The sequence below is a fragment of the Francisella salina genome (assembly GCF_000219045.1).
Taxonomy (GTDB): domain Bacteria; phylum Pseudomonadota; class Gammaproteobacteria; order Francisellales; family Francisellaceae; genus Francisella; species Francisella salimarina.
The window spans coordinates 342,245-366,988 of sequence record NC_015696.1; the positions used below are offsets into that span (position 1 = coordinate 342,245).

Consider the following 24,744-nt stretch of genomic DNA (forward strand, 5'->3'; position numbering starts at 1 on the left):
CTTCACAGTCATAGAGATTTTTCTGCTAATGTCATAAGTTTATCTCTATTCTCGCCTTTTAACTGCAGAGACATACATCTAACTGATCCTCCAAGCTTAGAAATTTCAGCGCAGTTAATAGGGATTATATTTTTTGTAGTAATCTTCTCCATCTGGCTTATAGCTACCATGTCGGTGTCAATATCATACTGTGGAAGATATATGTTATTATTAGTGACTAGCATATTTACATATAGCCCAAACGCTGATCCAAAATTTTTGTCGTAAGTAGTAGATTCACAATGTGAAGTAACTATCTCTGAGATATTAACATTAGGTAAAGCATTAGATATATCAGATTTTAGTTTGGTTGTGTATCTCCTATCTTGATAAGTATTAATTATAACGTTATCTTTATTGATAAAACTTATTATTCCATCAGAATGTTGTAAGCCATATGGCTCATCAGGCTCTATAAATGCGACTCTATCAAAACCAAGAGCTAAGAGTTTCTTCGTTGCTTGTGAAATATTTAATTTATTATCAACAAGAAATTTCTTACTAAGAATGGCATCACCATAATAGTTATCAACTAGATTTCCGCCATCATTTAGTAGACCGGTTTTGATAAAGGAAAGTTTAGATTTGTTTGCTAATTTAAGAAATTGATATTGAGTATTGTCAGCAAGCTTTTGTGCATTTTTCGATACTCCCTGTCCAGCAGCAGTGTATCTAAACATGATAGGTTTATGAGGGTTTGTTATCGTAAAGTCTCGCATCCATATATCATGCATTGGGAAATCTAATACTCGATTTTTACCTAATGACTCGCTATATGTAGACATATTAGGCTTATTAGTAAGTATGATAACATCATCTTTACTAGCTAAAATCTTCTTGGCATATTCTATCTGAAAGCTAATTATTTGTTTTTTAAATTTTTTATAATAATTTGAAATTGGTGCTGCTAAAACGATAAGTTCATTGCTCTCTTTATAATGGTCTGTCATTAATCTTTTAGTATAGTAAGATTATTAGGATTTAAGTATAGAGGAATATTGGCTTTGACTTAAGTTTTTAAGAGCGGGTGTAATAAATATTACTTAGCTTCATCTGTAGCAATAGTTTTCATTGCAATGGCATGAAGCTCGCCAGAAAGAATATATTCATTTATTTTAGAATAAACTAACTGCTGTCTTTTAACTTTACTTTTCATATCGTTAAAATCATCGGCAATTATAGTCGCTGAGAAATGTACATTGTCATCGCTTTGAATGTCAGCGTTACAGTTTGTTAGTGAGTTTTCTAAAATGTCTTTAAGTTGTTCTTTTGTCATATTTTCTCCCAATATTACTAAATTAAGTACTCTTCTAGTATAGTATCTGCGCCGTGAACTTTAGCTAGAGAAAATGTTTTCTGATCAATGTTTTCTAGCTTTAGTTGTATACTATTTCTTTTGGCATATTTTATATATTCAATTATGAGTGATAAACCGGAACTATCAATTTTTGTACATGGTGAAAAATCGATAATCCATATAATGTCTAGCTTAGTTAGATCCTTTTTGTATGTCTTATAGAGTTGTGAAACTGTTTTTAGAGTCAATTCTGATTCTATAATCCATTTATTATTATTTATTGTTATCATTCTATACTTTGAAGATTATAGTTCTTGTCCAAAAGTTTTGGATATGTCTTTTCTTTAATTTTTTGAGTAACTTTTTTAGCGGCTTCTGTCATTTCTGGAACAGTTTTATAGGCTGCAAATTGTTGTTGGTATGTTCTTAGAATACTTACACCTGCAACATCAAAGTCATATATATGCCATTGATTATCTTTTTGGAACATTTTCACTGCAAAGTCAGAGCTTTGATTGTTATCAATGTTAGTAATTTTACCATTTACTACAACTATAGGTTTTTTCTCCCAACTATTGTCATCCTTGTTGAACGGGAATAGTGTTAACTTGTATTTGCCTGCGTATGCCACATTTTTGGCATACATAAATGCTAACATCTCTGTTGCTGAACGTATAAATTGTTTTTGTTCCTCTGGAGTTGCTTGTTTCCATTTTGGTGTGCCAACTACAAGCTGAGCAATTACTTTGGGTGCAACTATTGGAATAATTTCTGCATCGACAAGACGTAACAATTTATAAGGGTCTTGCTTGTACTCTTCAGCATTCTTGATTAGCTTATCTTGAGTTTTTACTATAGTTCTGTTGAGCATATCAACTGGGTTCTCTATAGCCCAAGCACTTGATATAGTTAACACCATAATCATAAATAAAATTGAAATTTTACGTAGCATAGTCAGTTTTCCTAGATTTAATTTACCAGCGTAGATTTTAATACAAAAATAATATATTTTAAAGTAGCAAATCTTATCACTTGCCTTTATCGTCATCCTTTCCTGCTACAAAGGTGTTTATTAATGATCCTAGATCTAAAGCAGATTGCGTGTTTTCAAGTTCTATTACACTGCCTTGATGTAAGTACTTATCTTGCTTAGAGTTACTTTCAGTATCACCAATACCTGCTATAGACATTATATCTTCACTAGGTGGAGTTAGTGCAACATAGTTATCTCCTAAAATGCCTGACATTGCTACTGCAGCAGAGTAGTTGGCAGGAATTTTCTTATCGCTATTTATTGTGATAGTGACTGCAGCCATAAAGCCGTTATAAGTTTTTTCTAATGAAATTTTTGTAACTCTACCTACTTCTACACCAGCAATTTTTACAGAGGCATTTGTGCGTAGGGATCCTACATTTTTAAAATCTGCTTCAATTGTGTATTCGTTTGATCCAAATGATTTAAAAGAAGTTCCACTTACCTTAAATGTTAAAAATACAAGGCATAAAACACCTATAATAATAAAAATTCCTACAGAGGTTTCAAAATGTTTGTTCCTCATTAAATTCCTCCAAACATAATCGATGTTAAAATCAGATCTGCACCTAAGACACTCATACAGCAGTATACAACAGTTTTTGTAGTAGCTTTAGCAATACCATTTGAGTCAGCGATACAGTAGTAGCCTTGGTATAGCGCTATCCATGCAGTTATAAATGCAAAAACAAGGCTCTTAATAATACCGTTTGTAATATCTGAAATTGTAACAGATGATTGGATATTGCTCCAGAATTCCCCATAACTGATTCCTAATCCAGCCTCTGCAAGTACGAACCCAGCAAGTATTGCAACAGTTGCAAAGATAAGTGCTAAGATTGGTCCGCTAATTACACATGCCCAAAATCTTGTGGATAGTATAAAACTAATAGGATTAACATTCATAACTTTTAAGCTATTGATTTGATCTGTTGCTTTCATCAATCCAATTTCAGATGTGATCGAGCTACAAGCTCGTCCAGCAAAAAGCATAGCAGTAACTACAGGACCAAGTTCTCTTAGAACACTTAAAGCAACCATTACACCTAGTAGTGAGTGAGCTCCAAATTTTGATAGTGTATAATAGCCTTGTAGACTTAATACTAGTCCTATAAAAATTCCAGATGTAACTATAATAATAATAGAGTTTACACCAACAGCTTTTATCTGTGTTATGCAATCTCTTATGTTTAGTTTACTGAAAATTATTCTTAATATAAGATCAACAGATCTTAACAAGTTATACGATAGAGAGATTGTAAGTTTATATATATTACTAAAAGCTAACATGGTTCACCTTAAAATCTCATTGTAAAAGAAGTTTTTATCTACTGATTTTTTATCTCTATTTTCTAGAGGTCTACCAGCCAAGAAGTCTTGTATTTGCTTATCTTTACTATTTTTTATATTTTCAGGCGTATCGCTAGCTATGACTTTTTTGTTACCTACTATAATAATATGATCAGAGATACTTAATGACTCTTGTATATCATGAGAGACAATTAAAGAAGTCATTCCTAATGATTCATTTAGTGTAGAAATAAGTTCTAATAATTTGTTAAAAGAGGCTGGGTCTTGACCTGTGAATGGCTCATCATACATCATGATGTCAGGATCCATAGCTATTGATCTTGCAAGCGCAACTCTGCGTGCCATTCCTCCAGATAGTTCACTTGGCATCATATCAATTGTGTGTGCTAGCCTAACAGCTTGAAGTTTTAGTAAAACGATATTATGAACTAATTCTTCACTAAGGTTTGTATTTTTTCGTAGCGGGAAAGCAATATTATCATAGACACTTAGATGTGTAAAAAGAGCCCCTGATTGAAAGAGAAACCCCATTTTCTTGCGTAGTTGGGCTAATTGTTTCTCTCGTGTGCTTTTGCTGATAACAGAATTATCAATATATATATCACCTGAATTAGGTTTTATTAGCCCTGCAATGAGTTGTAAGATAGTTGTTTTCCCAGCTCCGGATGGTCCTAAGATTGTAGTTATTTTATTAGATGGTATTAAGAATGAAATATCATCATAAATACAGCGCTCATCTCTATAAAAGGAAACATTCCTAAACTCAATATTACTCATTATAAAATAATAGACTAATTAAAAGGAATATTAACTTCTATTGTTGAATTCTTGCTACTATCTTCAACTTTTATATCAATGTCACGAATATTATCTTCGGATAAAGCGACATATTTTTTAACAACTTCAATGATTTCATCTTTAAGTTCAGCGAGTAGATGACTACTGATTTTTGAAGATCTTGGATGCAACTCATTTCTTTGATGTGCAACAATGATTTGAAGTCTTTCTTTTGCTAAAGAGGCACTCTGTTGTTTTTTGCCTAATCCAAAAAGTTTAGCTAACATAGTTACGATTTACCTATTAATTTTTTAAAGAAACCAGTTTTTTGCTCTGTGTATCTCATTGGTATATCTTTACCAAGAATTCTATCTACTGCATCAAAGAATGCTTTGGCAGCTATAGTATCGTCAAGATGAGTTACGGGATGGCCACTATTTGAAGCTTCTAGAATATCTTTAGATTCTGGAATTATTCCTACGATAGGAGTATATAGTATCTCACTAACATCCTCAGCCCTTAGCATTGCTCCAGCTTTTGCTCTAGCTGAATCATATCTATTCAGAAGTAGATGAATTTCTTTAAACTCCCCTTCTTTTTGTGCCTTTAGAGTTTTGCTAGATAGCATTCCTAATATTCTATCAGAGTCTCTTACAGATGAAACCTCTGGGTTAGTTACTATAATTGCAGCATCTGCACATCTCATAGCCATTAAAGAACCTTTTTCAATACCTGCTGGCGAGTCACAAATAATTATATCGAAAGACTGTTTTAATTCTTCGACTACTCTATCTACACCTTCCTCAGTAAGAGCATCTTTATCTCTAGTTTGTGAAGCAGGTATAAGATATAAGTTATCAATTCTCTTATCTTTGATAATAGCTTGGTTTATAGTAGCTTCTTCTCTTACAACATTTATCAAGTCATAAACAACTCTTCTTTCACAACCCATAATAAGATCGAGGTTTCTTAAACCAACATCGAAATCAATAACAACTGTTTTAAGGTTTCTTCTTGCGAAAGCGTATGCAATAGCTGCACTAGAAGTTGTTTTACCAACGCCGCCTTTACCTGAAGTAACTACGAAAACCTTACCTTGTTTTTTTTCACTCATTTAAGTTTAAGCCTCTTATTTTTAATTACTTTAAAAACCTTCTATATGGATTTTATCATCTTGTAGATATACTATATACCCATCAGTTTTGGAACTATCAACAGGTATACTTTCATTGTTGAGTGTAACATATTTTCCTGCGATAGAGACTAATTCTGCTTTTAGGTCTTTACATACTATTTTAGCATCTTTGTTTCCTGAGCTGCCAGCAATTACTCTACCACCAACCCTGCCATATACAATAATACTACCATCGGCTATAATCTCAGCACCATTATTAACATTTGCCGTGACAATCACATCTGCATCTCGGGCATTAATAGACTGACCAGTACGCACAGGAGAGGTAATTATTTTTGTTGAATAGGATTGTTTAGCCTCATCAATAGCTGCTTCTTTGGCTTTACCACTTTTAAGAATATTGTGACCAGACTTGGCTAGTTGGGTTTTTATCTCTTTGTTATCAACCACAAAGCCTATTGGAACCATACCATTGTTTTTGAATGATTCTATAACTTTCTCTAAAAAATTGAGAGAACACTTTTCACTTTTATCTATATCGCGAATATCAATCGCAAAAGGAGTGTTTTGGAAAAAAGATGGTGATTGCGAGAGTTTTGAGTTGAGTAAACTCTCAATCTGTGTAATTTCAGTTACATTAATATTAATGGCACTGATAGTATAGTTACCACCTTTAAAATGAAAAGCTTGCTTCATGTGTAAGGCCTTAAAAGTTTAAGAATATATTATTTCTATTTGATTTTAGCTTCTTTATACATTACATGTTTGCGAACTACAGGATCAAACTTTTTAATTTCCATTTTGTTTGGCATTTCTCTTTTATTTTTAGTAGTAGTGTAGAAGTGTCCAGTCTTAGCAGAAGATACTAATCTAATCTTTTCTCTCATTTTTCTTATTCCTCTTTATACAAAGCTTAATTAAATTTTGTGACCTTGAGCTCTTAGGTCAGCAAGAACGGCATCAATACCTTTTTTATCAATAATTCTCATACCTTTTGAGCTAACCTTTAGCTTGATATACTTATTTTCACTCTCAACCCAAAATCTATGAGTGTGAAGATTAGGTAAAAATCTTCTTCTTGTTTTGTTTTGTGCGTGAGAAACATTATTACCAGTAGCAGGTCTTTTACCTGTAACTATACAAACTTTAGACATCTAGAAACCCTCCCTGGGCAAATTTATTTATTATTTTTATACAATATCTCGATGATTTTATTATTTTTTGTCCAAAAAGTAAACTAGTAATATAAATAAGTTTTACTGTTTATTTTTGATTATAAGCTTTAATGTTTATACAAGAGGCATTCCTCCTGCTTGAGCAGAGTCTTGAATATTATTGTTATAGGTGAAATTAGTTTCTCCTTCATATCCCTCGGCTAGAGTTGGATTAACGTATCTTGGTGGGGTGTTTGGGTCATTATTTATTTTGTCATCGCTGTTGCTTGATGATGAACTTTGTTGTTTTGATTTGTTCATCATGCTAGAGCCTGAAGTGGCAATTGTAGAACCTGAGCTTGCATTCTTTTCATCTGGTAAGTATAAGGCTCCAGTTTGACCACAAGCAGTTAATCCTAAAATTGATGCGATTGAAATAGTAATTAGTAATTTTCTCTTCATGATGTTTATATTTTTTAGTTATAAATTGCTTATTCAAATTTAACAATAAATGGTACTATTAGCAATTGAATTGTTAATTTAACTTTTGAGATGTTAAAATTCAGTTTAGTCGACTTTCTAGTTTAAAAGTTTATGCAATTTAATGAAGTCAAAGGTGTTGGTGAGGCAACTATTAAAGTGCTAGCTAAATATAATCTGTATAATCCGGATGACCTTTTGACAATCTTCCCTAAAGAGTACAAAGATACTCGTTTTGTTAGCTCCATAAGTTCTTTGGTGGCAGATAAGAAGTATCTCATTGAGGGTAGAATAACTAATTTAACATACAAGAAGTTTGGTAAGAAATTCTTACGCTTTGTAGTAAATGATGAGACTGGAATTTGTACTATTGTAATGTTTAAATTTTACCCTAATCAAATAGTTGTACTTGAAAATGCTGAATATGTGCGTTGCTATGGTAAAGTCGATTTATCTTTGAGTCCACAAATGGTTCATCCAGAATGGGCGGTTATAAAAGATGGTGTATGTGCTATCAAAAAAGAGTTTTCACCAGTTTATCGGTTAAAAAAGGTCTCTGATAAAGTGGTGTCTAGAATAATTTTATCTTGCCTTAAAAGTAAAAGTGTTGCAGATATTTTACCAAGACAGCTGTTGCGTGGATTTGGTTTGATGAGTTTTAGTGATGCCTTGTATTATGTCCATGCTCTTACAGATTCTATAGATGACAGATTTATAAATATTGCTAGATCTTCTATAAAGTTTGAAGAAATGCTTGCCTACAAACTTGCTGAGGAGAGTATTCGTAAAAGCATAATAAATAGTAGTGCTCCAAGATTGTCTTTAGAAGAGTCTCAGCAAAATGAATTTTATAAAAAGTTACCTTATCAATTAACCCAAGCTCAGCAACGTACAATGACAGAGATTTTAGCGGATATAAGTCAATCAAGTGCAATGATAAGGCTTCTGCAAGGTGATGTTGGCGCTGGTAAAACAATTGTGGCAGCTATGGCTGTATATACTGCAGTTAAGTCTGGATACCAAGCAGTTGTGATGGCGCCTACAGAGATTTTGGCTGAGCAACATTATAGTTTTTTTGCATCATATATGGCAGATTTGGATATTGAGGTTGTACCACTATTAGGTAAGTTAACTGCAAAGCAAACTAGAGAAAGTTTAGAGGTTATTAAGTCTAAAAAAGATTGTGTTATTGTCGGAACTCATGCTGTGTTTCAAGAGCGTGTTGAGTATTGTAATTTGGGTTTGGTAGTTGTTGATGAGCAACATAGGTTTGGTGTCGAGCAGCGTTTAGCTTTAATTAATAAATCATCTCTAAGTGATAGGCATTTGGTGCCTCATCAGCTCATAATTTCAGCTACACCTATTCCTAGAACTCTAGCGATGACTCTGTATGGAAATTTGCAATTATCAATACTTGATGAGTTACCGCCTAATCGTAAACCTATAGTAACGACAGTCTTAAACAGAGCTAAAAAACAAAGTTTGATAGCTAAAGTTAAAGAAGCAGTATCTCGTGGCGAACAAGTATATTGGGTTTGTCCTTTGGTTGAAGAGTCTGAAAATATGGACTTTTTACAGGATGTCAAAACTTTACATAAAGAACTAGCAGAAGCTTTAGGACAGGAAAATGTAGGTCTTGTATACGGCAGCATGAAATCAAAAGATAAAATACAAGAGATGAGTGATTTTAAAGCCAAAAAGTACAAGGTATTGGTTGCCACTACAGTGATTGAGGTTGGGGTAGATGTGCCAAATGCGAGTATTATGATTATCGATAATGCCGAAAGATTAGGTATATCTCAGCTTCATCAGCTAAGAGGAAGAGTTGGTAGAGGGGCAAAGGAGAGTTATTGTATACTGCTTTATAGTGATAGGATAAGTGAAGTTGGCAAGAAAAGACTATCGCTTGTAAGAGAGTCGCAAGATGGTTTTTATTTGGCTGAGAAAGATCTCGAGATACGCGGAGCGGGAGATATCTTAGGTAAAGAGCAGTCAGGAGTGTCAACATTTAAGACTTTTGATATAAATGAGTATTATGATAATTATGATAAAATATCTAGTGCTACAGCTATAGTAGAAAGTGAATATCCACATCTAAAAAAGAAATTGGTAGATAAGTGGTTTGAGCAAAGAGTGAATTACGTGGATGTGTGATTATTATGTTATTGGCTAGTGTGGTTTCAATTTTAATTGGTTTGATAGCTACGATGGTAGTTGTTAGGACTTTGTATAAGCAAAGTGTTAGGAAAGGAGCACTTAAATCTAAGAAAGATAAAGTTATTAATGGAGTTATCGTTGGCTTAGTGTTTTTTTGTGTAAGTAGTTTCTCATATGTGCTAATCATAAATATTTGAGGCTTACTTGGTTGCTTTAAGAACTATAGCAAATGGATATAATAAGATTATAAACTTAAAAAACATTCGCTAATATTGGTATAATAAAGGTGAATATTGTATTTAAAAACAAGAGGATTAGCTAATGGCTGTTATCAAGACAGAAGATCTAATAAATAGTGTTGCAGAAGCATTGCAGTATATTTCATATTATCACCCGAAAGATTTTATTGATGCAATGTATGAAGCGTACCAACGTGAGGAATCAAAGCCAGCAAAAGACGCGATGGCACAGATTCTTATCAATTCAAGAATGTCTGCTATGGGTAAGCGTCCAATCTGTCAAGATACAGGTATGGTGTGTGCGTTTGTAAAAGTTGGTATGGATGCTAAGCTTGATAAAACTGATAGAACAATTACAGAGCTTGTTAATGAGGGAGTGCGTCGTGGCTATAATGATCCACATAATCCTTTGAGAGCATCTATGGTTTTTCCACCTCATGGAGCTAGAAAAAACACAAAAGATAATACGCCAGCAATTGTACATATTGATTTGGTTCATGGTGATAAGATTGAGATTGATATCGCTGCAAAAGGTGGTGGATCTGAGTTTAAGTCAAAATTTAAAGTTTTAAATCCTAGTGATAGCATTATCGACTGGGTAGAAGAGATGCTTCCACAGATGGGAGCGGGTTGGTGCCCACCAGGAATTATTGGTATCGGAATTGGTGGTACAGCTGAGAAAGCTATGCTTCTTGCAAAAGAATCTCTAGGTGAAGAGATTAATATGCAAGATATCATCAAAAATGGTCCTCAAAATGAGACTGAGCAACTAAGATTAGATATTTATAATCGTGTCAATGCTCTTGGTATAGGTGCTCAAGGTCTTGGTGGTTTGACAACCGTGCTTGATGTTAAGGTTAATGAATACCCAACTCACGCAGCATGTAAGCCTGTAGCTCTTATTCCTAACTGTGCAGCTACTCGTCATGTGCATTTCACATTAGATGGTTCTGGGGCTGTTGATTTACCAGCACCTAAGATCGAAGATTGGCCAGTAATCGAGCAAGCACAAAATGATGATGTTAAGAAAATCAATCTTGATACAGTTACTAAAGAAGAAATTGAAGCTCTTAGATCTGGTGATAATGTTTTATTGACAGGTAAGATCTTGACTGGTCGTGATGCGGCGCATAAGCGTTTACAGGATATGTATAATGCTGGCGAAGAGTTCTCTGTAGATCTTAAAGGTAGATTTATCTATTATGTAGGTCCTGTTGATCCAGTTGGTGATGAAGTTGTTGGCCCTGCTGGTCCTACTACAGCTACGCGTATGGATAAATTTACACCATTTATGTTAGAGAAAGCTGGTGTTGCTGGTATGATTGGTAAATCAGAAAGAGGTCAGGCTACTATTGACTCTATTGCAAAAAATAAGGCTGTTTATTTTATGGGAGTAGGTGGCGCTGCTTACCTAATCTCTAAATCAATCAAGAAAGCGGAAGTTGTCGCTTTTGAAGATCTTGGTATGGAAGCTATTTATGAGTTTGAAGTAGAAGATATGCCAGTAACTGTTGCTGTAGACTCTCTTGGTGTTTCAGCGCATCAGCAAGGTCCTAAGCTGTGGAAAGCTAAGATTGCTGAAATCAAAAAAGGATAGTTTTCCTCGTTACTAGTGTATATTACGACAATTTGATAATATGAATTTATATCTTTTGAATATTGATAGTTGTTATGAAAATCATAAAAATAACCTCTCAAAATAATCACATATACGAAAATCTAGTTCAACTCTACGAGTGTGAGTTTGCTCCTTTAACAGGTGAAAAACCAGATTCTAATGGTTTATATGTTATCCAAACGCCTATTAAAGGTGGTGTGATAGGTTATCTTGTATATATAGATAACTTGCCAGTGGGTTTTATGGTAATCAAGGAGCTCGAAGAATGTCTTGATGTTGCAGAGTTTTTTATTTTACCAAGCTATAGACGTAATAGAATTGGAATTGATTTTGCTAAAGACATTTTTTTAAGGAATAAAGGCAATTGGCAGATTAGACAGATTCAAGGAGCAGACTATGCGACTAGATTTTGGCGTAGGGTTGTGAAAGAGTTGGTCTGCCTGGATTTTATCGAATCTTTCGAGTATGATTCTGAGTGGGGCTATGTAACTATCCAAAGGTTTGCTATTTAGGTTCTTTATATAGTTTAATTATTAATCTTGATGTTTATGTGTGCTATATTCAATCTATAATTCTTTTCATTTTTGATAGTTTAGGGAGCAAGATATGAAAAAAAGGTTATTAATATTACTATTGGCTTCTCCAGTACTTGTTTTTGCTGCAGATAGTGCAACAAATTCGAATACAAATGTAGATAATCAACAGGTAAAGCAACAAATTCTTAAAATGTTGCAAGAAAAACAAGCCTGTGTAGAAAAAGCCAATTCAAAAGATGATTTAAAGAAATGTAAAGTCCATGGTGGTAAAAAACATAAAAACAAAAAAGATTAATTTATAGTGGGTTTTGATTTTTGGTATAACGATTTTTTGTTAAGTTGTAATTTCTATTAAATTTTGTTCTGGGTCAAGTACACAGCTTTCATAATATCCATCGCCTGTGATTCTAGGTTCTCCTGTAATTTTGAAACCATCATTCTTTAGTTGTTCTGTTAGTTGATCTACTTTTTCTTTAGATCCTACTGATATAGCAAGATGAATTAAACCAAATCTTTCTGTATTATCGAGACTTAAATTGTTCATGTTTTTTGAGTGCATAATTTCTAATCTTGCTCCAGATTCAAAAGATAAGAAATAAGAAGAAAAGCCTTTTATGGGGTTTATATATTTATCATTTGGTTTTGCATTAAAGTATTTACAATAAAAATCTTTCATTAGTTCAATATCTTTCACCCAAATTGCAATATGTTCTATTCTCATATATTGTGATTCCTTTATTATATTGTAAATAACACTGTAGCTAAGTTTAGCCATTAATCTTAAGTTGTATATGTGATATATTTTACTTTATTTGCTTTGAAAAAATAAATTGATGCATAAAGATAAAATATTTGAGTTTATAAAGAAAGTCCAAGCAATATCACATACAGGTGTTGTTTACTCTAAATGTCCATATGCTTTGGATAATTACCATGAACTACTAGAGTTAAGTTCAAAAATGTTACATGAGTATATCAAATCTGATGTGCAACCTTATGATATATACAGGGGTATGTATTATCCAACACCACAGCCAGGTGTGCGAGTGGTTATTTTTCAAAATAATAAACTTCTAATGGCTGAAGATGCTGATACTCCAAGTGAATGGACTATTCCAGGTGGTTGGTGTGATATTGATCTTTCGCCAGTTGAAACATGTATCAAAGAGGTTAAAGAAGAAACGGGTTATGATATTAAAGTGACTAAATTTTTAGCGCTCATGGATAGAAATAATTATACTCAAAGTGAAATTTATAATGTTTACAGTTTGGTATTTGTAGCAGAAATTGTAGGTGGCGAGAATAGCCCAAATTTTGAGGTTAATAAGGTAGATTTTTTTGATGTTAATGAGTTACCAAAATTATCGCATAAACTTACAAAAGAAGAGCTTGATATTATTCTAAAAGTATATGATGAAGACTCGGTCTATTTTGAGTAAAATTTTTGATTGTGGGTTTACATTTAGTTTCTAGGTAAATAGTATTTGTGTAACGTTTTATAAATTGAATTTTTATATTGTGATTTTAGGAGTCAAAATAGCGATTATTTTAAAGTTTATTATTAGCTTATTTGCGATAATTAATCCATTTTCATTAGCTGGAATATATCTTGATACTGTAAAACAATCAGATCAAAAAGAAAAAAGTGCAATTGTCTCTATGATGATATTAGCATTTTTGGCGATACTTAGTATGATGGTGTGGTTCGGTGATGATATATTGTCAGTTTTTGGTATTAATCAAGATGCTTTTCGTGCTGGTGGCGGAGTAATTGTCTTGTTTTTTGGCTTGAGAATTTTGGGAGTATTAACACAGCCTGAATCAAATGCTAATGTAAAAGCTGTTTCTGCTAGAGATTTGGCAGTTGTGCCTTTGGCTATACCTTTATTGGCAGGACCTGGGACAATAGCAACGGTAATTACAGAGTCTCATAAGTACTTTATTACATTTCAAGCAAAAATTATTGGTAATATATGCTTAGTATTTGTGGCAGTTATATTATGGTTGTTTTTTAGGTATCTTCCTAAGATATCTGCATTTTTAGGAGAGCATGCTATAGATGTTATTTCAAAGGTTATGGGTTTGATGCTAGTAGCTATTTCGGTAGAAATGATTTTTGATGGAATCAAAGGTTTCTTTTATTAGTTTAAGAAGGAGAATAATATGATAAAGGTATTTGGGATAAATAATTGTACAAGTGTTAGAAATGCCCTCAAGTTTTTTGAAGAAAAGGGTAAGAAAGTTGAATATATAAATCTCAGACAAAAAAAACCTACTTGGCAAGAAATGAAAGAGATAAAACAAATTGGTAATTTTCAGGTAATAGACCTATTCAACTCTAAGGGTAAGCTTTTTACGGAAATGGGCCTTAAAGAAAAATTTGGTAGTTTGTCGGAGCAAGAAGCATTTGAGCTTTTAGTTACCGATGCCTTATTATTTAAAAGACCTCTAGTTGTAGATGGCAGCTATGCTAGAACTGGCTGGAATAAAAAAGAATATGAAGAAAAGTGGGGTTAGAATAATTTAAAATTTGAGATGTTTTATTCCGTTGCGTCAGATTTTGCTTTCTCAATTTGTGCATCCAGACTAGCTGCTTTTGAGAGATTTTGTTGAGCTTCAGCATCTAGAACATTTGCCTGATCTTTGTCATACTGAGACTTAGAAGTATCAGCCTTAGCTTCTTTATCAAGATTTCCAGCATCAGTTGTTAGTGTATTAGCTTGTAGTTGATCTTGTTTAGCCTGTTCGTTTAATTGGCTTTGTTGTTGCTCAAGATCTTCTAGCGCGCGCTCTTTTTTATTTGGACCGCATGAAGCAAGTAAACTTACGCATACAACAGAAGTAAATAATATTCCTGATAATTTCTTTATAGTCATTGGTTATATTCTCCTAACAGTTATTAAAATTAAATTGATACAAATTAATTGCTATCATTTTAATTATGCTAAATGAATATTTATTAGTAAATACTAAACAGTTAATTTTTTATTAAAAAAAATGGCGATGCTTTAGTTCTTTAAGTAGATGTGTCTTTAGAATAAATTAACGGCATGAAGAAACATGATTGCACAGAAAATTGTAATAATCCCGGCAGTAATATTTAGCTCTTTTCTATTGCAAAAAACAGATATTAAGAACCAGACTAGAATACCCGTAGCAATACCTGTTGATATCGATGATGCAAGAGTCATCATTATTATGGTGAAAAATGCCGGTGTTGCTTGAACAAAGTCGCTCCAATTAACATTTGCTACTTGTTGCATCATCATTATACCTATTAGTATTAATGCTGGAGAAATGACTTCTATTGGGATAGAGCTAATTAATGGTGATAAGAATAAAAATGGTAAAAACATTAAACCCGCAAATATAGCTGTAAGGCCAGAGCGAGCTCCTTGAGCAATACCTACACCGGATTCTACAACTACTGTAGATGGACTAGAGCCTAGTATGCCAGATACTGTAGCGCTTGTAGCATCAGCAAGGAAGGTTTTCTTTAGTTCTTTATCTCTATGATTGTGCTCTTTTTGCATACTTCCATATAAGCTTGATATGGTTCCAGTACCATCAAAAAGACTTAAGAAGCAAAACGTGAATATTGTTGGCAAAATAGCAAATTTTAAGCCACTTGTGAAGTCTATTTGACCTATCAAAGAGAAATCAGGAGCACTTACCATAGTGGTTGGTAGAGCTATTATTTTTTCATGAGAAAAATGCTCTAAAGGTATAGAGAATATATAGCCTATTATGATTACTATGATAATTGGGGCAGGAATTTTTTTTATGAAAAGTATTACTAATAATATTAAACAGGCCATAAATAATATGGTATGTGGATTGATGCTATTTAAAGCTAATAGGCCTTCGTTAGAAGTAATAAAGCCACTATTTATAAAGCCGATATATGCAATAAAGAGTCCAATGCCAGCTCCTAGGGATTGCTTGATTGACTTAGGGAGGCTTAGCATGATTTTTGTACGAATATTTAAAATTACTAATAAGCTAAATATTATTCCTGACCAAAATGTTGCGCCTAATACGGTTTGCCATGGTAAGTGATATACTGATACAGCAGTATATGAGAAGAAAATATTCATTCCCATACCAGGAGCTACTACAAAAGGATTGCGTGTAAATAATCCCATAATTATGCTGCCAAAAGCAGATACTAAGATTGTGCTTGTTACCAAAGCATTGCTAGGCATACCAGCAGCAGCTAGTATTTTTGGATTTACTACGATGATATAAGAAATCGCTAGAAAGGAAGCTAATGCTGCTAGGAATTCTTTTTTTATTGAGGTGTTATTTGCTTTTAGATCAAAGAATGATTCTATTGTTTTCAACATATTTTACAGCTAAATCACTAAAAGCTATATTGTAGTAATTAGTATGATAAAAGTCTATTTGGTTTTGATTTTTAGCAAGATTTTTTATATTCAGAATATAAGTTGTCTAATTGTTGTCTAATATTGATTCCTATATTCCTATAGTCACATTCACGTAAGTTTGCTAGAGAGACTCTAGCGGAAGGGTGTGAGTCATCAAAGCCATTACCAGGTAGAAGAACTACTCCTGTCTCAGATGCTAAAGTTTTTAGCATATTATTAACACTATGATTTTGTATTAACCATCTAGAAAAAAACTTATCATAAATTACAGTTGAGAGATATTCTAAATCTAGAAGTGTATAATATCCAACATTATCTGAATTATAATGGTGCTGTATCTTAGGTGATATGGAATTAAATAAGATATTGTAGCGCCTTCTGATAAGCTTTTTTGCTTCTTTACGATAAATATCTTGACTATCTAGTAAGCTAGAAAGCGCAAAAAGGCTCATTTGTAATTGTTGAGGTAGTGAGATACCAGCGGTATGATTTAGTGCAACAGAGCGACTATCAGCTACTAATCTATCAATAAACTTTAATGCTCTTGAATTTGTTGTAAGAGAGCTGTAATGCTTATCAAGCTCACGCAGCTTTCTATCATCAAGTTCGCTAATTAGTTTATCAAAAATATTGTCTTTGTGTAGGGCAATCGTACCGATACGTCAGCCAGTTGCTCCAAAGTACTTGGAGAATGAGTAAACGCAAAGGGTGTTGTAGGCACATTTTGAGAATAATGATTCAAAGTCATCTGAAAAAGTTGCATAAACATCGTCGGTAATAATCATTAAATCGGATCGATGATCTCCGATGATATTCGCTATTTTGTCTAGAACAGAGTCACTAATTTTGACAGATGGTGGATTACTTGGGTTTACTAAGCAAAGAATCTTGATGGTAGGATCAAGTAGCTTTTCAAGTTCTTTGTCAGTAACCTACCAGTCTGCTTGTTCATCAGCATAGATGTGAACTATAGTATTGTTATATTCTGGAAGTTCTGGAATTTCTAGATATGGTGAAAAAATAGGACTAATCATTGCTATTTTATCATTGGCATTAAGCAGACCATTTATTTTCGCAGATTGGAAAATATATGTCATGGCAGCAGTACCACCTTCTGTCGCAAAAATATCAAATTCTAGTGGGATATCCGTATTCTTATAGAGTTCTTCACGCAGATAGTACATTACTATTTTTTCGGTGATAGAAAGCATCCTTGGTGGCGAAGGGTAGTTGCATCCAAGATATGCATTAGTCATTTCATATAAAAAGTCTTCTTTATTGATGCCTAAATGATCATCAACGAAAGAGATTGCAGCTTTAAGAAAACTAATTCCATCTAGCTTATCATTAGCCATGCAGTAGAAATCAAATCTTTCTAATATGCCTTTTTTCTCAGGTAAGCCACCAAAAATGTTATCAAGATAGGAGTAAGATCTTTCAGATTCTTTAAGTGCAAAGTCTCCAAGACGTAAGAAAGCATGTCTTGGAACTGTTGCCAAAAAATTAGGATTGCCACGACCAGCATTCAACATTAATCTATCGGCTTTACTTGTTGCTAATTTTATTAATTCATCTTTAAATTCAAATGGACTTAAATCTTGTTGACTCATAAAAATATCCTTTTATTTGGGTATGATTGTGACTAATGCAACTATAATAGGGCCCCATAGTGTTAGCCATATATTTGCTAAAGCATAAGATGATGTGAATGGAATTACAGGGGTAGCGTTGCTAGCTCGTTCTAATAGAGCCGCAAAACCAGGATTTGCGCTTCTACCACCAGCAATAGTTGCTAATAATACAATAGGGTTTTTGATTTTAAGTAGATAGTACGATATGTAAAAAGAAATTACTTGAGGTATGATAGTTACACCAATACCCAAGAAAAATAGTGTAAGTCCGTGCTCCTTGATGGCGATTATGGCTTGAGGTCCAGCAGTAATTCCAACACTAGCTACAAATATTGCTAAACCGAAGTCTCTGATAAAATTAGAAGCCCCTAATGGTAGATTGCTAAATTGAGGTTTAACTGATCTGATCCAACCAAAAATCAAGCCTGATAGCAAGCAACCAACGCCAGCCCCTAAAGTTATTGAAATACCAAAGATATTGAAACTTATTAAGCCCAAAATATAGCCTAAAACCATTCCTAAGCCAAAGAAGATGAAATCAGTGATCGGAGCTTCAGAAATATAAGTCCCTATCTTGTTGCTAATTTTATCAAGATCTTCTGGTTTGCCTACTAATACAATTTCGTCACCTCTTCTTAGCTTTAGCTCGTCAGAAATAGGAAGCTTTTGACCAGAGCGAATAATTTTTTGTAAAAATACTCCATAGTAGTTTTTGTCTTGAATTATGGTTTTGATTTCTTGGATAGTTTTGTTGAAAAGATTTTTGTTTGTTAATATCAAAGATCTTTTTTCTTCAATGAAGTTGAATTGCTGAGGTTTGGTAACTTCATCATCATTTGAAATGATAGATTGTATGTCTAAATCTTCGTAGAATGTTATGGCTACTATATCATTAGTATTTATGGTGATTTCAGGAGTTATGGTTAGTAGCTTATCATTACGAATGATATTTTCTATTACCACTTTATACTCATATGCTTTATATATTTCTACAGCTGATCTGTTTAGTAGTTCTGAGTTGTGATTAACTCTATATGCTCGAGTAGTGTATTCGCTAAAAGCAGAGAATTGACCAGCTTCTAAATCCAAGCTACCATCTGATTGTTCGGTTGCTAGCTTAATAGCTTCTTTTCTGATATCCCACTTCATTGTAAGTGGGAAGATTGTAGCTAATAGGATAATTGGCCCAAAAGATCCAAAGATATAACATACTGCATATCCAACGGCGACGTTAGCTTGCATTGTATGAATAATTGACTCTGGCAGTGAGCTTATGGCAGCTATTGCATTATTTGCTGAACCTATCATGGCTGATTGAGTTAATCCTCCAGCACCTAATCCAGCTGCAGTACCTTTATCTAATCCGAATATCCAAGCAAAAGTTAATACACATATTAACCCTAAGAGACATGTTATAGTCGAAGAAGCTAACAATAAAAGAGTACTTTTATTTAAGGATCTAAAAAATTGTGCTCCTCCTTGATAGCCAACCGCATATATAAATAAAGCAAAAAACAAAGAGCCTATCTCTGGTGGAATCATAATATTAAGTTGTCCTATGATCACTCCAATTATCAGAGATCCTGAAATACCACCTAATACAAAAGTCTTATATTTTATCTTTCCGAGTAGATAACCAATACTCACTGTTAAAAATAGTGCTATGAAGGGATTTTTGAGTATGTTGAGTATTGACTCTAGAATCATCTTAAACACCAGTATGACCACATAGATAGAGTATAGCAGACCCCTGTGGCTATAGTAATTACTGAGTTGCGATTTATTGCGTATTTATATATCCACCTGGTACTGATTCGATCAGCGATTTGAGTTCGAGTTCAAATAGGATTGGAGTTATTTCCATATAAGGAAGTTTTGACTCAGTAACTATTTTGTCAATTGTTGTGAGCCCCTGACCTATAATGTCTAGAATCACTTTTTCGGAGTTGCTTAGGTTTATATTATCGTCAGCTATTTTTGTAGAAGTTTCTTGTAAAGAGTTGTTTGGGTCAATATTTATCTCTTCTAAAATATCATTAATATCACAAACAAGTTTCGCTCCTTGTTTGATTAACTCATTGCAACCTTGACTAGATGTACTAAAAATACTTCCCGGTACTGCAAATACTTCTTTATTTTGCTCAAGAGCATGTTGAGCAGTTATTAATGAGCCACTTTTGCTAGCTGCTTCAATTACAGCCACTCCTTTAGATAGTCCACTAATTATACGATTTCTCTGAGGGAAAGTATAACGTGAAGCTGTTGTTCCTAAAGGTAATTCAGATATTATTAGTCCATCGTTAGAGATAATATTGCTATAGAGCGCTCTGTTTGAGCTTGGGTATATCATATCAACTCCTGTACCTACTACAGCAATAGTGTTTAAACTGTTTTCAAGAGCATATTTATGAGCTAGTGTATCTATTCCGTATGCCAGTCCACTTGTTATTGTGATATTTGAGTCTTTAAGTTCTTTGCAAAGTTTGTAAGTAGCATTCTTTCCATAAGTAGAATTATTTCTTGCACCAACAATTGCTAATTGAACAGTATCTAGAAGCTTTATGTTACCTGTGCAATATAATACAAAAGGAGGATTGTTAATATGTTTGAGATTTTCTGGATAGTCTTGATCTGTGTATGTTACTAATTTGTTATTGCTGTTTTCTAGCCAGCTATACAGTTTGTCTAGATAGCTTTGGCACTTTCTATTGTTGAGATATTCTATACTCTCGTGACGCAATAATAAGCTTTTGGTATATTTGCTTGGATTATCGATAATCTCACTAAAAGTAACACCAGTTTCTAACGCTTTTAGTAGGCGACTATTGCCAAAATATGGTGTGCATGAAAGAATTACTATGGATTTGGTAGTATTATTCATTACAGTCGAGTTGTTGCCATTGAGCTGCTAGTTATTTCCTGCAGTGAGTTAACTATTATTGCTATAGAATAGTTATTTGATTCCCTATATACAAAGCCATAACCTATATATTTCGGAGGAATAGGGAAGCCATCAGTCCTACTTTCAGGCTCGTATAATATTACTTCAGCTCCTAGTTTTAGTCCATCAGTAGCACCCTTGTTAAGTAGGATACTATTATAAGATGAGGAGAATGTATTCGTATTCATAACATCTTCAAGTACATTTGCAGTTACTTTGCTTTTCATTTTAAAAGTTTCACTTGGAAGCTTTTGATCTGCAATAGCATCAGGTATTACGTAATCACCAACACTAGCCTCCCTGGTTAGATTAGTGATTGTAAGAGCTGTTATACCTTTGTAAGTATGATCATATTTTGCTGTTCCTAATCTGTAATATTTGGTATCGTCGTTAAAAGATGCTATTGGTTTAGGCTCTGATATGATTATAAAGTTTTTATTATCAACATTCTGAGGGTATTCTTTATCTGCGAATATCTTGTAGTTAGTACTTAGTACCGGTCTTTTTTCTCTAGAGTCGTATATTCTTGATACATCATCGACTTCGTTACCATTTAATAGGTAAACGTTTGAGAAGAATTTGGTGTAGTCTGCAGGTTTTACATGTTTTAGGTTTTGTTCTATGTTATCTATTTGTTCAACGAGTCTACTTTTTAGAGTAATTTCGGCTCTTTGGTTTATCGCTCTATTTGAACTTGTATCATTTGGTGCAATAGGGTCTTGGTATCCTAGGGCTTTAATTATAATTCCATTGTCCTTATCTAACCCTCTTCTAACAAGATACTCTTCAACACTTTCTGCACGATTTTTGGATAGTCTAATATTATACTCAGTCAATATGTGTTTATCGGTTAGTAGTTTTGATTCTACTTTTCCAGCATATCCCCTTATTGTGAATGTTGTAGTGTCTGTAAGCTTTAGGTAAGCATAGAGTTTGTTGAGAACTTGCTTGGCTTGTTCATTAAGATTGTAACTATCTGCATCGAACTTAATATTTGTTTGAATTAAGTCTGGACCTTTTTGTTCTTTTAAACATATAAAAGATTGGTTGGACTCTATTAATTTTTCTGTACAAGGTCCTAATGTAGGAAAAGAAAGGTTTTCATCACTAGGATTTTCACTTCCTGTAAATGTTTCACAACCTGTTATAATTAACGTTGACAGTATTATTGAAGTAATGCTTAGTAGTTTTTTCATAGATGGTAATAAAACTTATGGACTTATTAATAGGATTCTACTATAAAGTTTTTGATGAGAATAGTATTTGTAGCTTAGGTTATTGATTTATATTGATAAAATCAATTTGTTATATAAACAAAAGATGAATAAAATCTCTAAATATGGTATCTTGAAGTTCAAAAAATACAATTAGAATTTATATGAAAATAACTTCAGACAGCTTTGTGAAAATGCACTTTAAATTTAGGTTGAAAGATGGTTCTATCGCTGAGGATACAGAGAACTATAATAGGCCTTTCATATTTCAAATGGGTCAAGGATGCTTTACTGATAAAGTTGAAAGTGAGCTAGAGGGAGCATCTGTTGGAGATAGTAAAAGAGTTGTTTTGATGCCAGAAGAGGCTTTTGGCGAAAAGCATCCTGCGAGCATTTATTCTGTGCCTAAATATAGGTTTCCGAAGGATATGGAGTTAGAAGAAGGTTTAATTGTATCATTTAGCCAAAAAGATGGCTCTAAGTTACCAGGATTGATTACTGAAATTAATGAAAATGATGTTACAGTAGACTTTAATCATCCTTTATCTGGTCAGATAATTGTATTCGAAGCTAAGATTTTAGATATAGCTGAAAAAGAGGAGGATTTAGGTGAAGATATTACTAGCTAATCCTAGAGGTTTCTGTGCAGGAGTCAGTAGAGCTGTGGAGACTGTAGAGAAAGTTCTAGAGGTTGAAAGGTCCCCTATTTATGTGCGCCATGAAGTTGTCCACAATAAGGTTGTTGTTGATTCTTTAAAGAAAAAGGGCGTGGTTTTTGTTAAAGAGGTCGATGAAGTTCCTAATGATGCTGTGTGTATATTTAGTGCTCATGGTGTTTCGCTTCGAGTTGAAGAAGCTGCAGCTAAAAAAAATCTTGTGTTATATGATGCAACATGTCCATTGGTTACTAAAGTCCATAGAGGTGTTCGCTTAGCAAGTAATAATGATGCTGAGTGTGTTTTGATTGGACATAAGGGACATCCTGAGGTTCAGGGTACTATGGGTCAGTATCGTAGTGAAAAAGGAGCTATATATTTGGTCGAAAGTGAACAGGATGTTGCTAAGCTAGATATAAAAAATCCTGATAATTTGTATTACGCGACACAAACTACTTTATCTGTGGATGAAACTCAAGGAATTATAGAGTCCTTAAAAAATAGGTTCCCAAATATCAAAGGACCAAAAAAAGAAGATATTTGTTATGCAACACAGAATCGTCAAACAGCAATAAAATCAATGCTTAAAGAAATAGATGTTTTAGTTGTTGTTGGCTCACAAAATAGCTCTAACTCTAATAGATTGAAAGAGTTAGCGACACTGGAAGGGATTAATGCTTATTTGGTAGATAATCCTGCGGATATCAAAAGAGCATGGTTTGATAATAAGAAAGTTTGTGGAGTCAGTGCTGGAGCCTCTGCGCCTGAATATCTTGTTCAACAGATAATCTCTGAAATATCTAATGTCTGTAAAGGTGGTGTTGATGTGGAGGAGTTTGATGGTATCAAAGAAGAGGTTTACTTCCCTCTTCCGAGACTTCTTAAACAAAAAATTATTGGTACTAATTGAGGAAGACCTTATGCAGAGATCAGTCAGGGGTGCAACAACAATAGATAGTGATACTAAAGAAAATGTAATAAGTATTACTAGAGAACTTTTGCATGAGATGATAAATCATAATGATATTGAATCTGAAGATATCGTTAACATCATATTTACAGCAACCCAGGATATTAAATCAGAGTTTCCTGCCGTTGCAGCTCGTGATATTGGCTTGGTGGATGTGCCTTTGATTGACTGCCAACAAATGACGCGTGAGGGAGCATTAGAATTTTGTATTCGGATTATGTTGACATATAATACAACTAAGTCGCAAGTTGATATAAATCATATATATCTACGTGGGGCTAAAATATTAAGACCAGATTTGTTAAGAAAATAGTAGGGTTAAGGTTATGTGGTTATTAGAAAATATTGATATGAAGAGGTCGAAGTATATACTTCCTAGCTTATTTACGAGTGCTAGTTTATTATTTGCTTTCTTGGCTATTATTGCCGCTTTTCAAGGTAATTTTATTTCATCAGCGGTATATATGTTATTGTCAGGGTTTGCTGATGCATTTGATGGTAGAGTAGCAAGATATACTCATACTCAAACCGAGTTTGGTGCTGCTTTAGACAGTCTCGCAGATGTTGTTTCATTTGGGGCTACTCCTGCATTGGTAATGTATTTTTGGATGTTGCATCATCTTGGACCTATAGGAGCTGCTATTTCATTTTTATATTTATTAGCAGTAGCCCTAAGACTAGCAAAGTTTGATACTATGATTGAAGTTCCAGCGGACTCAGAGGAACAAAAACTTGAGAGAAGATTATATTTCTATGGTATGCCATGTCCAGCGGGTGCTGTTACAATATGTGGTTTAATCTGGTCTGGCCAGTGGCTGATTGGTAGAGCTGGAGACACAGGTCATGACTTTATTATATTTTTACTAGTGTGTGTTACTATATTTACAGCTTTATATCTTGCTTTTATGATGGTTAGTGATATTAAATTTAGAAGTTTTAAAGATAGTGATGGTAAGGGAAATATAAGTAAACTTTACATAATATGTTTTATATTGATAATTTTGATGTTATTTACTATGCCTGAGAGATTATTATATTTAATAATGATTGGATATGCATTGTCTGGTCCAATATCTCATTATAGGTATAAGCAAAAAATTAAAAATAGCGATCTAAATGAAGATTCAGTTGTCGATGGTAAAAAAATAATAGACGCAGATAAGTAAAA

At 33.5% G+C, this 24,744-nt stretch carries 31 protein-coding genes and 1 pseudogene; 12 read left to right on the forward strand and 20 right to left on the reverse strand.

Translation table 11 applies throughout. The features are described 5' to 3' along the window. Positions 1 to 8: 8 nt before the first annotated feature. The 13 genes from F7308_RS01710 to lptM all read right to left on the reverse strand — a co-directional run bounded on the left by F7308_RS01710 (position 9) and on the right by lptM (position 7,208). Positions 9 to 989 carry an agmatine deiminase family protein gene (locus F7308_RS01710; protein ID WP_013922126.1) on the reverse strand — a complete coding sequence of 327 codons (981 nt, stop codon included), beginning with the start codon at positions 987 to 989 and terminating at the stop codon, positions 9 to 11. An 89-nt stretch (positions 990 to 1,078) separates the two neighbouring features. After that, positions 1,079 to 1,315 carry a BolA/IbaG family iron-sulfur metabolism protein gene (locus F7308_RS01715; RefSeq protein ID WP_013922127.1) on the reverse strand — a complete coding sequence of 79 codons (237 nt, stop codon included), beginning with the start codon at positions 1,313 to 1,315 and terminating at the stop codon, positions 1,079 to 1,081. 17 nt (positions 1,316 to 1,332) lie between these two features. Beyond that, positions 1,333 to 1,626: an STAS domain-containing protein gene (locus F7308_RS01720; protein ID WP_013922128.1), complete on the reverse strand. Its 294-nt coding sequence runs from the start codon at positions 1,624 to 1,626 to the stop codon at positions 1,333 to 1,335. Further along, positions 1,623 to 2,288 (reverse strand): MlaC/ttg2D family ABC transporter substrate-binding protein, encoded by a 666-nt coding sequence (locus F7308_RS01725; protein WP_013922129.1) that lies wholly within the window; start codon positions 2,286 to 2,288, stop codon positions 1,623 to 1,625. The genes F7308_RS01720 and F7308_RS01725 overlap by 4 nt, the downstream gene beginning before the upstream one ends. Before the next feature lie 76 nt (positions 2,289 to 2,364). Then, positions 2,365 to 2,895: an outer membrane lipid asymmetry maintenance protein MlaD gene (mlaD, locus tag F7308_RS01730; protein WP_013922130.1), complete on the reverse strand. Its 531-nt coding sequence runs from the start codon at positions 2,893 to 2,895 to the stop codon at positions 2,365 to 2,367. Beyond that, positions 2,895 to 3,659 carry an MlaE family lipid ABC transporter permease subunit gene (locus F7308_RS01735; protein ID WP_013922131.1) on the reverse strand — a complete coding sequence of 255 codons (765 nt, stop codon included), beginning with the start codon at positions 3,657 to 3,659 and terminating at the stop codon, positions 2,895 to 2,897. Before F7308_RS01735 ends, mlaD begins: the two co-directional genes overlap by 1 nt. Positions 3,660 to 3,662: 3 nt before the next feature. Then, positions 3,663 to 4,457 (reverse strand): ABC transporter ATP-binding protein, encoded by a 795-nt coding sequence (locus F7308_RS01740; protein WP_013922132.1) that lies wholly within the window; start codon positions 4,455 to 4,457, stop codon positions 3,663 to 3,665. Positions 4,458 to 4,471: 14 nt separating this feature from the next. After that, a complete protein-coding gene (gene minE, locus F7308_RS01745; protein WP_012279974.1) occupies positions 4,472 to 4,744 on the reverse strand; it encodes a cell division topological specificity factor MinE in 273 nt (90 codons plus the stop codon). A gap of 2 nt (positions 4,745 to 4,746) precedes the next feature. Next, entirely contained in the window at positions 4,747 to 5,571 is an 825-nt protein-coding gene (gene minD / locus F7308_RS01750; RefSeq protein WP_013922133.1) for a septum site-determining protein MinD, read from the reverse strand. Between the two features lie 30 nt (positions 5,572 to 5,601). Beyond that, positions 5,602 to 6,288 (reverse strand): septum site-determining protein MinC, encoded by a 687-nt coding sequence (gene minC / locus F7308_RS01755; protein ID WP_013922134.1) that lies wholly within the window; start codon positions 6,286 to 6,288, stop codon positions 5,602 to 5,604. 35 nt (positions 6,289 to 6,323) lie between these two features. Next, positions 6,324 to 6,479 carry a 50S ribosomal protein L33 gene (gene rpmG, locus F7308_RS01760; protein ID WP_004286519.1) on the reverse strand — a complete coding sequence of 52 codons (156 nt, stop codon included), beginning with the start codon at positions 6,477 to 6,479 and terminating at the stop codon, positions 6,324 to 6,326. A 30-nt stretch (positions 6,480 to 6,509) separates the two neighbouring features. Next, positions 6,510 to 6,746: a 50S ribosomal protein L28 gene (gene rpmB, locus F7308_RS01765; protein WP_013922135.1), complete on the reverse strand. Its 237-nt coding sequence runs from the start codon at positions 6,744 to 6,746 to the stop codon at positions 6,510 to 6,512. A gap of 135 nt (positions 6,747 to 6,881) precedes the next feature. Next, entirely contained in the window at positions 6,882 to 7,208 is a 327-nt protein-coding gene (gene lptM, locus F7308_RS01770; RefSeq protein WP_013922136.1) for an LPS translocon maturation chaperone LptM, read from the reverse strand. Positions 7,209 to 7,340: 132 nt separating this feature from the next. Here lptM and F7308_RS01775 point away from each other — a divergent pair, with 132 nt between their 5' ends. The 5 genes from F7308_RS01775 (at position 7,341) to F7308_RS01795 (ending at position 12,071) form a co-directional block, all read left to right on the forward strand. Beyond that, a complete protein-coding gene (locus tag F7308_RS01775; protein WP_013922137.1) occupies positions 7,341 to 9,380 on the forward strand; it encodes an ATP-dependent DNA helicase RecG in 2,040 nt (679 codons plus the stop codon). 5 nt (positions 9,381 to 9,385) lie between these two features. After that, positions 9,386 to 9,580: a hypothetical protein gene (locus F7308_RS01780; protein WP_013922138.1), complete on the forward strand. Its 195-nt coding sequence runs from the start codon at positions 9,386 to 9,388 to the stop codon at positions 9,578 to 9,580. Positions 9,581 to 9,704: 124 nt separating this feature from the next. Then, on the forward strand, positions 9,705 to 11,219 hold the full coding sequence (locus tag F7308_RS01785; protein WP_013922139.1) for a fumarate hydratase: 1,515 nt from the start codon (positions 9,705 to 9,707) through the stop codon (positions 11,217 to 11,219). A 74-nt stretch (positions 11,220 to 11,293) separates the two neighbouring features. After that, positions 11,294 to 11,752, forward strand: a complete 459-nt coding sequence (locus F7308_RS01790) for a hypothetical protein (RefSeq protein ID WP_013922140.1) — start codon at positions 11,294 to 11,296, stop codon at positions 11,750 to 11,752. A gap of 94 nt (positions 11,753 to 11,846) precedes the next feature. Continuing rightward, positions 11,847 to 12,071, forward strand: coding sequence for a hypothetical protein (locus F7308_RS01795; RefSeq protein ID WP_013922141.1), 225 nt, complete (start codon positions 11,847 to 11,849; stop codon positions 12,069 to 12,071). A 39-nt stretch (positions 12,072 to 12,110) separates the two neighbouring features. On the opposite strand, the gene F7308_RS01800 is transcribed toward F7308_RS01795, so the two are convergent. After that, complete coding sequence (locus F7308_RS01800) at positions 12,111 to 12,497, reverse strand: VOC family protein (RefSeq protein WP_013922142.1); 387 nt, start codon at positions 12,495 to 12,497, stop codon at positions 12,111 to 12,113. A gap of 112 nt (positions 12,498 to 12,609) precedes the next feature. On the opposite strand from F7308_RS01800, the gene F7308_RS01805 reads away from it, so the two are divergent. The 3 genes from F7308_RS01805 to F7308_RS01815 all read left to right on the forward strand — a co-directional run bounded on the left by F7308_RS01805 (position 12,610) and on the right by F7308_RS01815 (position 14,293). Beyond that, complete coding sequence (locus tag F7308_RS01805; RefSeq protein WP_013922143.1) at positions 12,610 to 13,215, forward strand: NUDIX hydrolase N-terminal domain-containing protein; 606 nt, start codon at positions 12,610 to 12,612, stop codon at positions 13,213 to 13,215. A 64-nt stretch (positions 13,216 to 13,279) separates the two neighbouring features. Continuing rightward, the gene (locus tag F7308_RS01810) at positions 13,280 to 13,921 is read left to right on the forward strand and encodes a MarC family protein (protein ID WP_232215353.1); all 642 of its coding nucleotides are present in this window, start codon (positions 13,280 to 13,282) and stop codon (positions 13,919 to 13,921) included. 18 nt (positions 13,922 to 13,939) lie between these two features. After that, a complete protein-coding gene (locus F7308_RS01815; protein WP_013922145.1) occupies positions 13,940 to 14,293 on the forward strand; it encodes an arsenate reductase family protein in 354 nt (117 codons plus the stop codon). 23 nt (positions 14,294 to 14,316) lie between these two features. Here F7308_RS01815 and F7308_RS01820 read toward each other — a convergent pair whose 3' ends face one another. The 6 genes and pseudogenes from F7308_RS01820 to F7308_RS01845 form a co-directional block, all read right to left on the reverse strand. Further along, positions 14,317 to 14,652, reverse strand: coding sequence for a hypothetical protein (locus F7308_RS01820; RefSeq protein ID WP_013922146.1), 336 nt, complete (start codon positions 14,650 to 14,652; stop codon positions 14,317 to 14,319). Positions 14,653 to 14,808: 156 nt separating this feature from the next. Continuing rightward, on the reverse strand, positions 14,809 to 16,122 hold the full coding sequence (locus F7308_RS01825) for an NCS2 family permease (protein ID WP_013922147.1): 1,314 nt from the start codon (positions 16,120 to 16,122) through the stop codon (positions 14,809 to 14,811). Positions 16,123 to 16,193: 71 nt separating this feature from the next. Then, positions 16,194 to 17,774: pseudogene (locus tag F7308_RS01830) on the reverse strand (bifunctional aspartate transaminase/aspartate 4-decarboxylase). Between the two features lie 12 nt (positions 17,775 to 17,786). After that, complete coding sequence (gene aspT / locus F7308_RS01835) at positions 17,787 to 19,502, reverse strand: aspartate-alanine antiporter (RefSeq protein ID WP_013922149.1); 1,716 nt, start codon at positions 19,500 to 19,502, stop codon at positions 17,787 to 17,789. Between the two features lie 73 nt (positions 19,503 to 19,575). Further along, complete coding sequence (gene dprA, locus F7308_RS01840; protein ID WP_013922150.1) at positions 19,576 to 20,676, reverse strand: DNA-processing protein DprA; 1,101 nt, start codon at positions 20,674 to 20,676, stop codon at positions 19,576 to 19,578. Beyond that, positions 20,676 to 21,932, reverse strand: a complete 1,257-nt coding sequence (locus F7308_RS01845) for an OmpA family protein (protein WP_013922151.1) — start codon at positions 21,930 to 21,932, stop codon at positions 20,676 to 20,678. The genes dprA and F7308_RS01845 overlap by 1 nt, the downstream gene beginning before the upstream one ends. A 182-nt stretch (positions 21,933 to 22,114) precedes the next feature. On the opposite strand from F7308_RS01845, the gene fkpB reads away from it, so the two are divergent. The 4 genes from fkpB to F7308_RS01865 are packed head-to-tail and all read left to right on the forward strand — an operon-like array spanning position 22,115 to position 24,742. Next, entirely contained in the window at positions 22,115 to 22,579 is a 465-nt protein-coding gene (gene fkpB / locus F7308_RS01850) for an FKBP-type peptidyl-prolyl cis-trans isomerase (protein ID WP_013922152.1), read from the forward strand. After that, positions 22,560 to 23,516, forward strand: a complete 957-nt coding sequence (gene ispH, locus F7308_RS01855; RefSeq protein ID WP_013922153.1) for a 4-hydroxy-3-methylbut-2-enyl diphosphate reductase — start codon at positions 22,560 to 22,562, stop codon at positions 23,514 to 23,516. Before fkpB ends, ispH begins: the two co-directional genes overlap by 20 nt. 10 nt (positions 23,517 to 23,526) lie before the next feature. Next, positions 23,527 to 23,889 carry a chorismate mutase gene (aroH, locus tag F7308_RS01860; protein ID WP_013922154.1) on the forward strand — a complete coding sequence of 121 codons (363 nt, stop codon included), beginning with the start codon at positions 23,527 to 23,529 and terminating at the stop codon, positions 23,887 to 23,889. A 13-nt stretch (positions 23,890 to 23,902) separates the two neighbouring features. Next, positions 23,903 to 24,742 carry a CDP-alcohol phosphatidyltransferase family protein gene (locus tag F7308_RS01865; RefSeq protein ID WP_013922155.1) on the forward strand — a complete coding sequence of 280 codons (840 nt, stop codon included), beginning with the start codon at positions 23,903 to 23,905 and terminating at the stop codon, positions 24,740 to 24,742. Positions 24,743 to 24,744 lie beyond the last annotated feature (2 nt).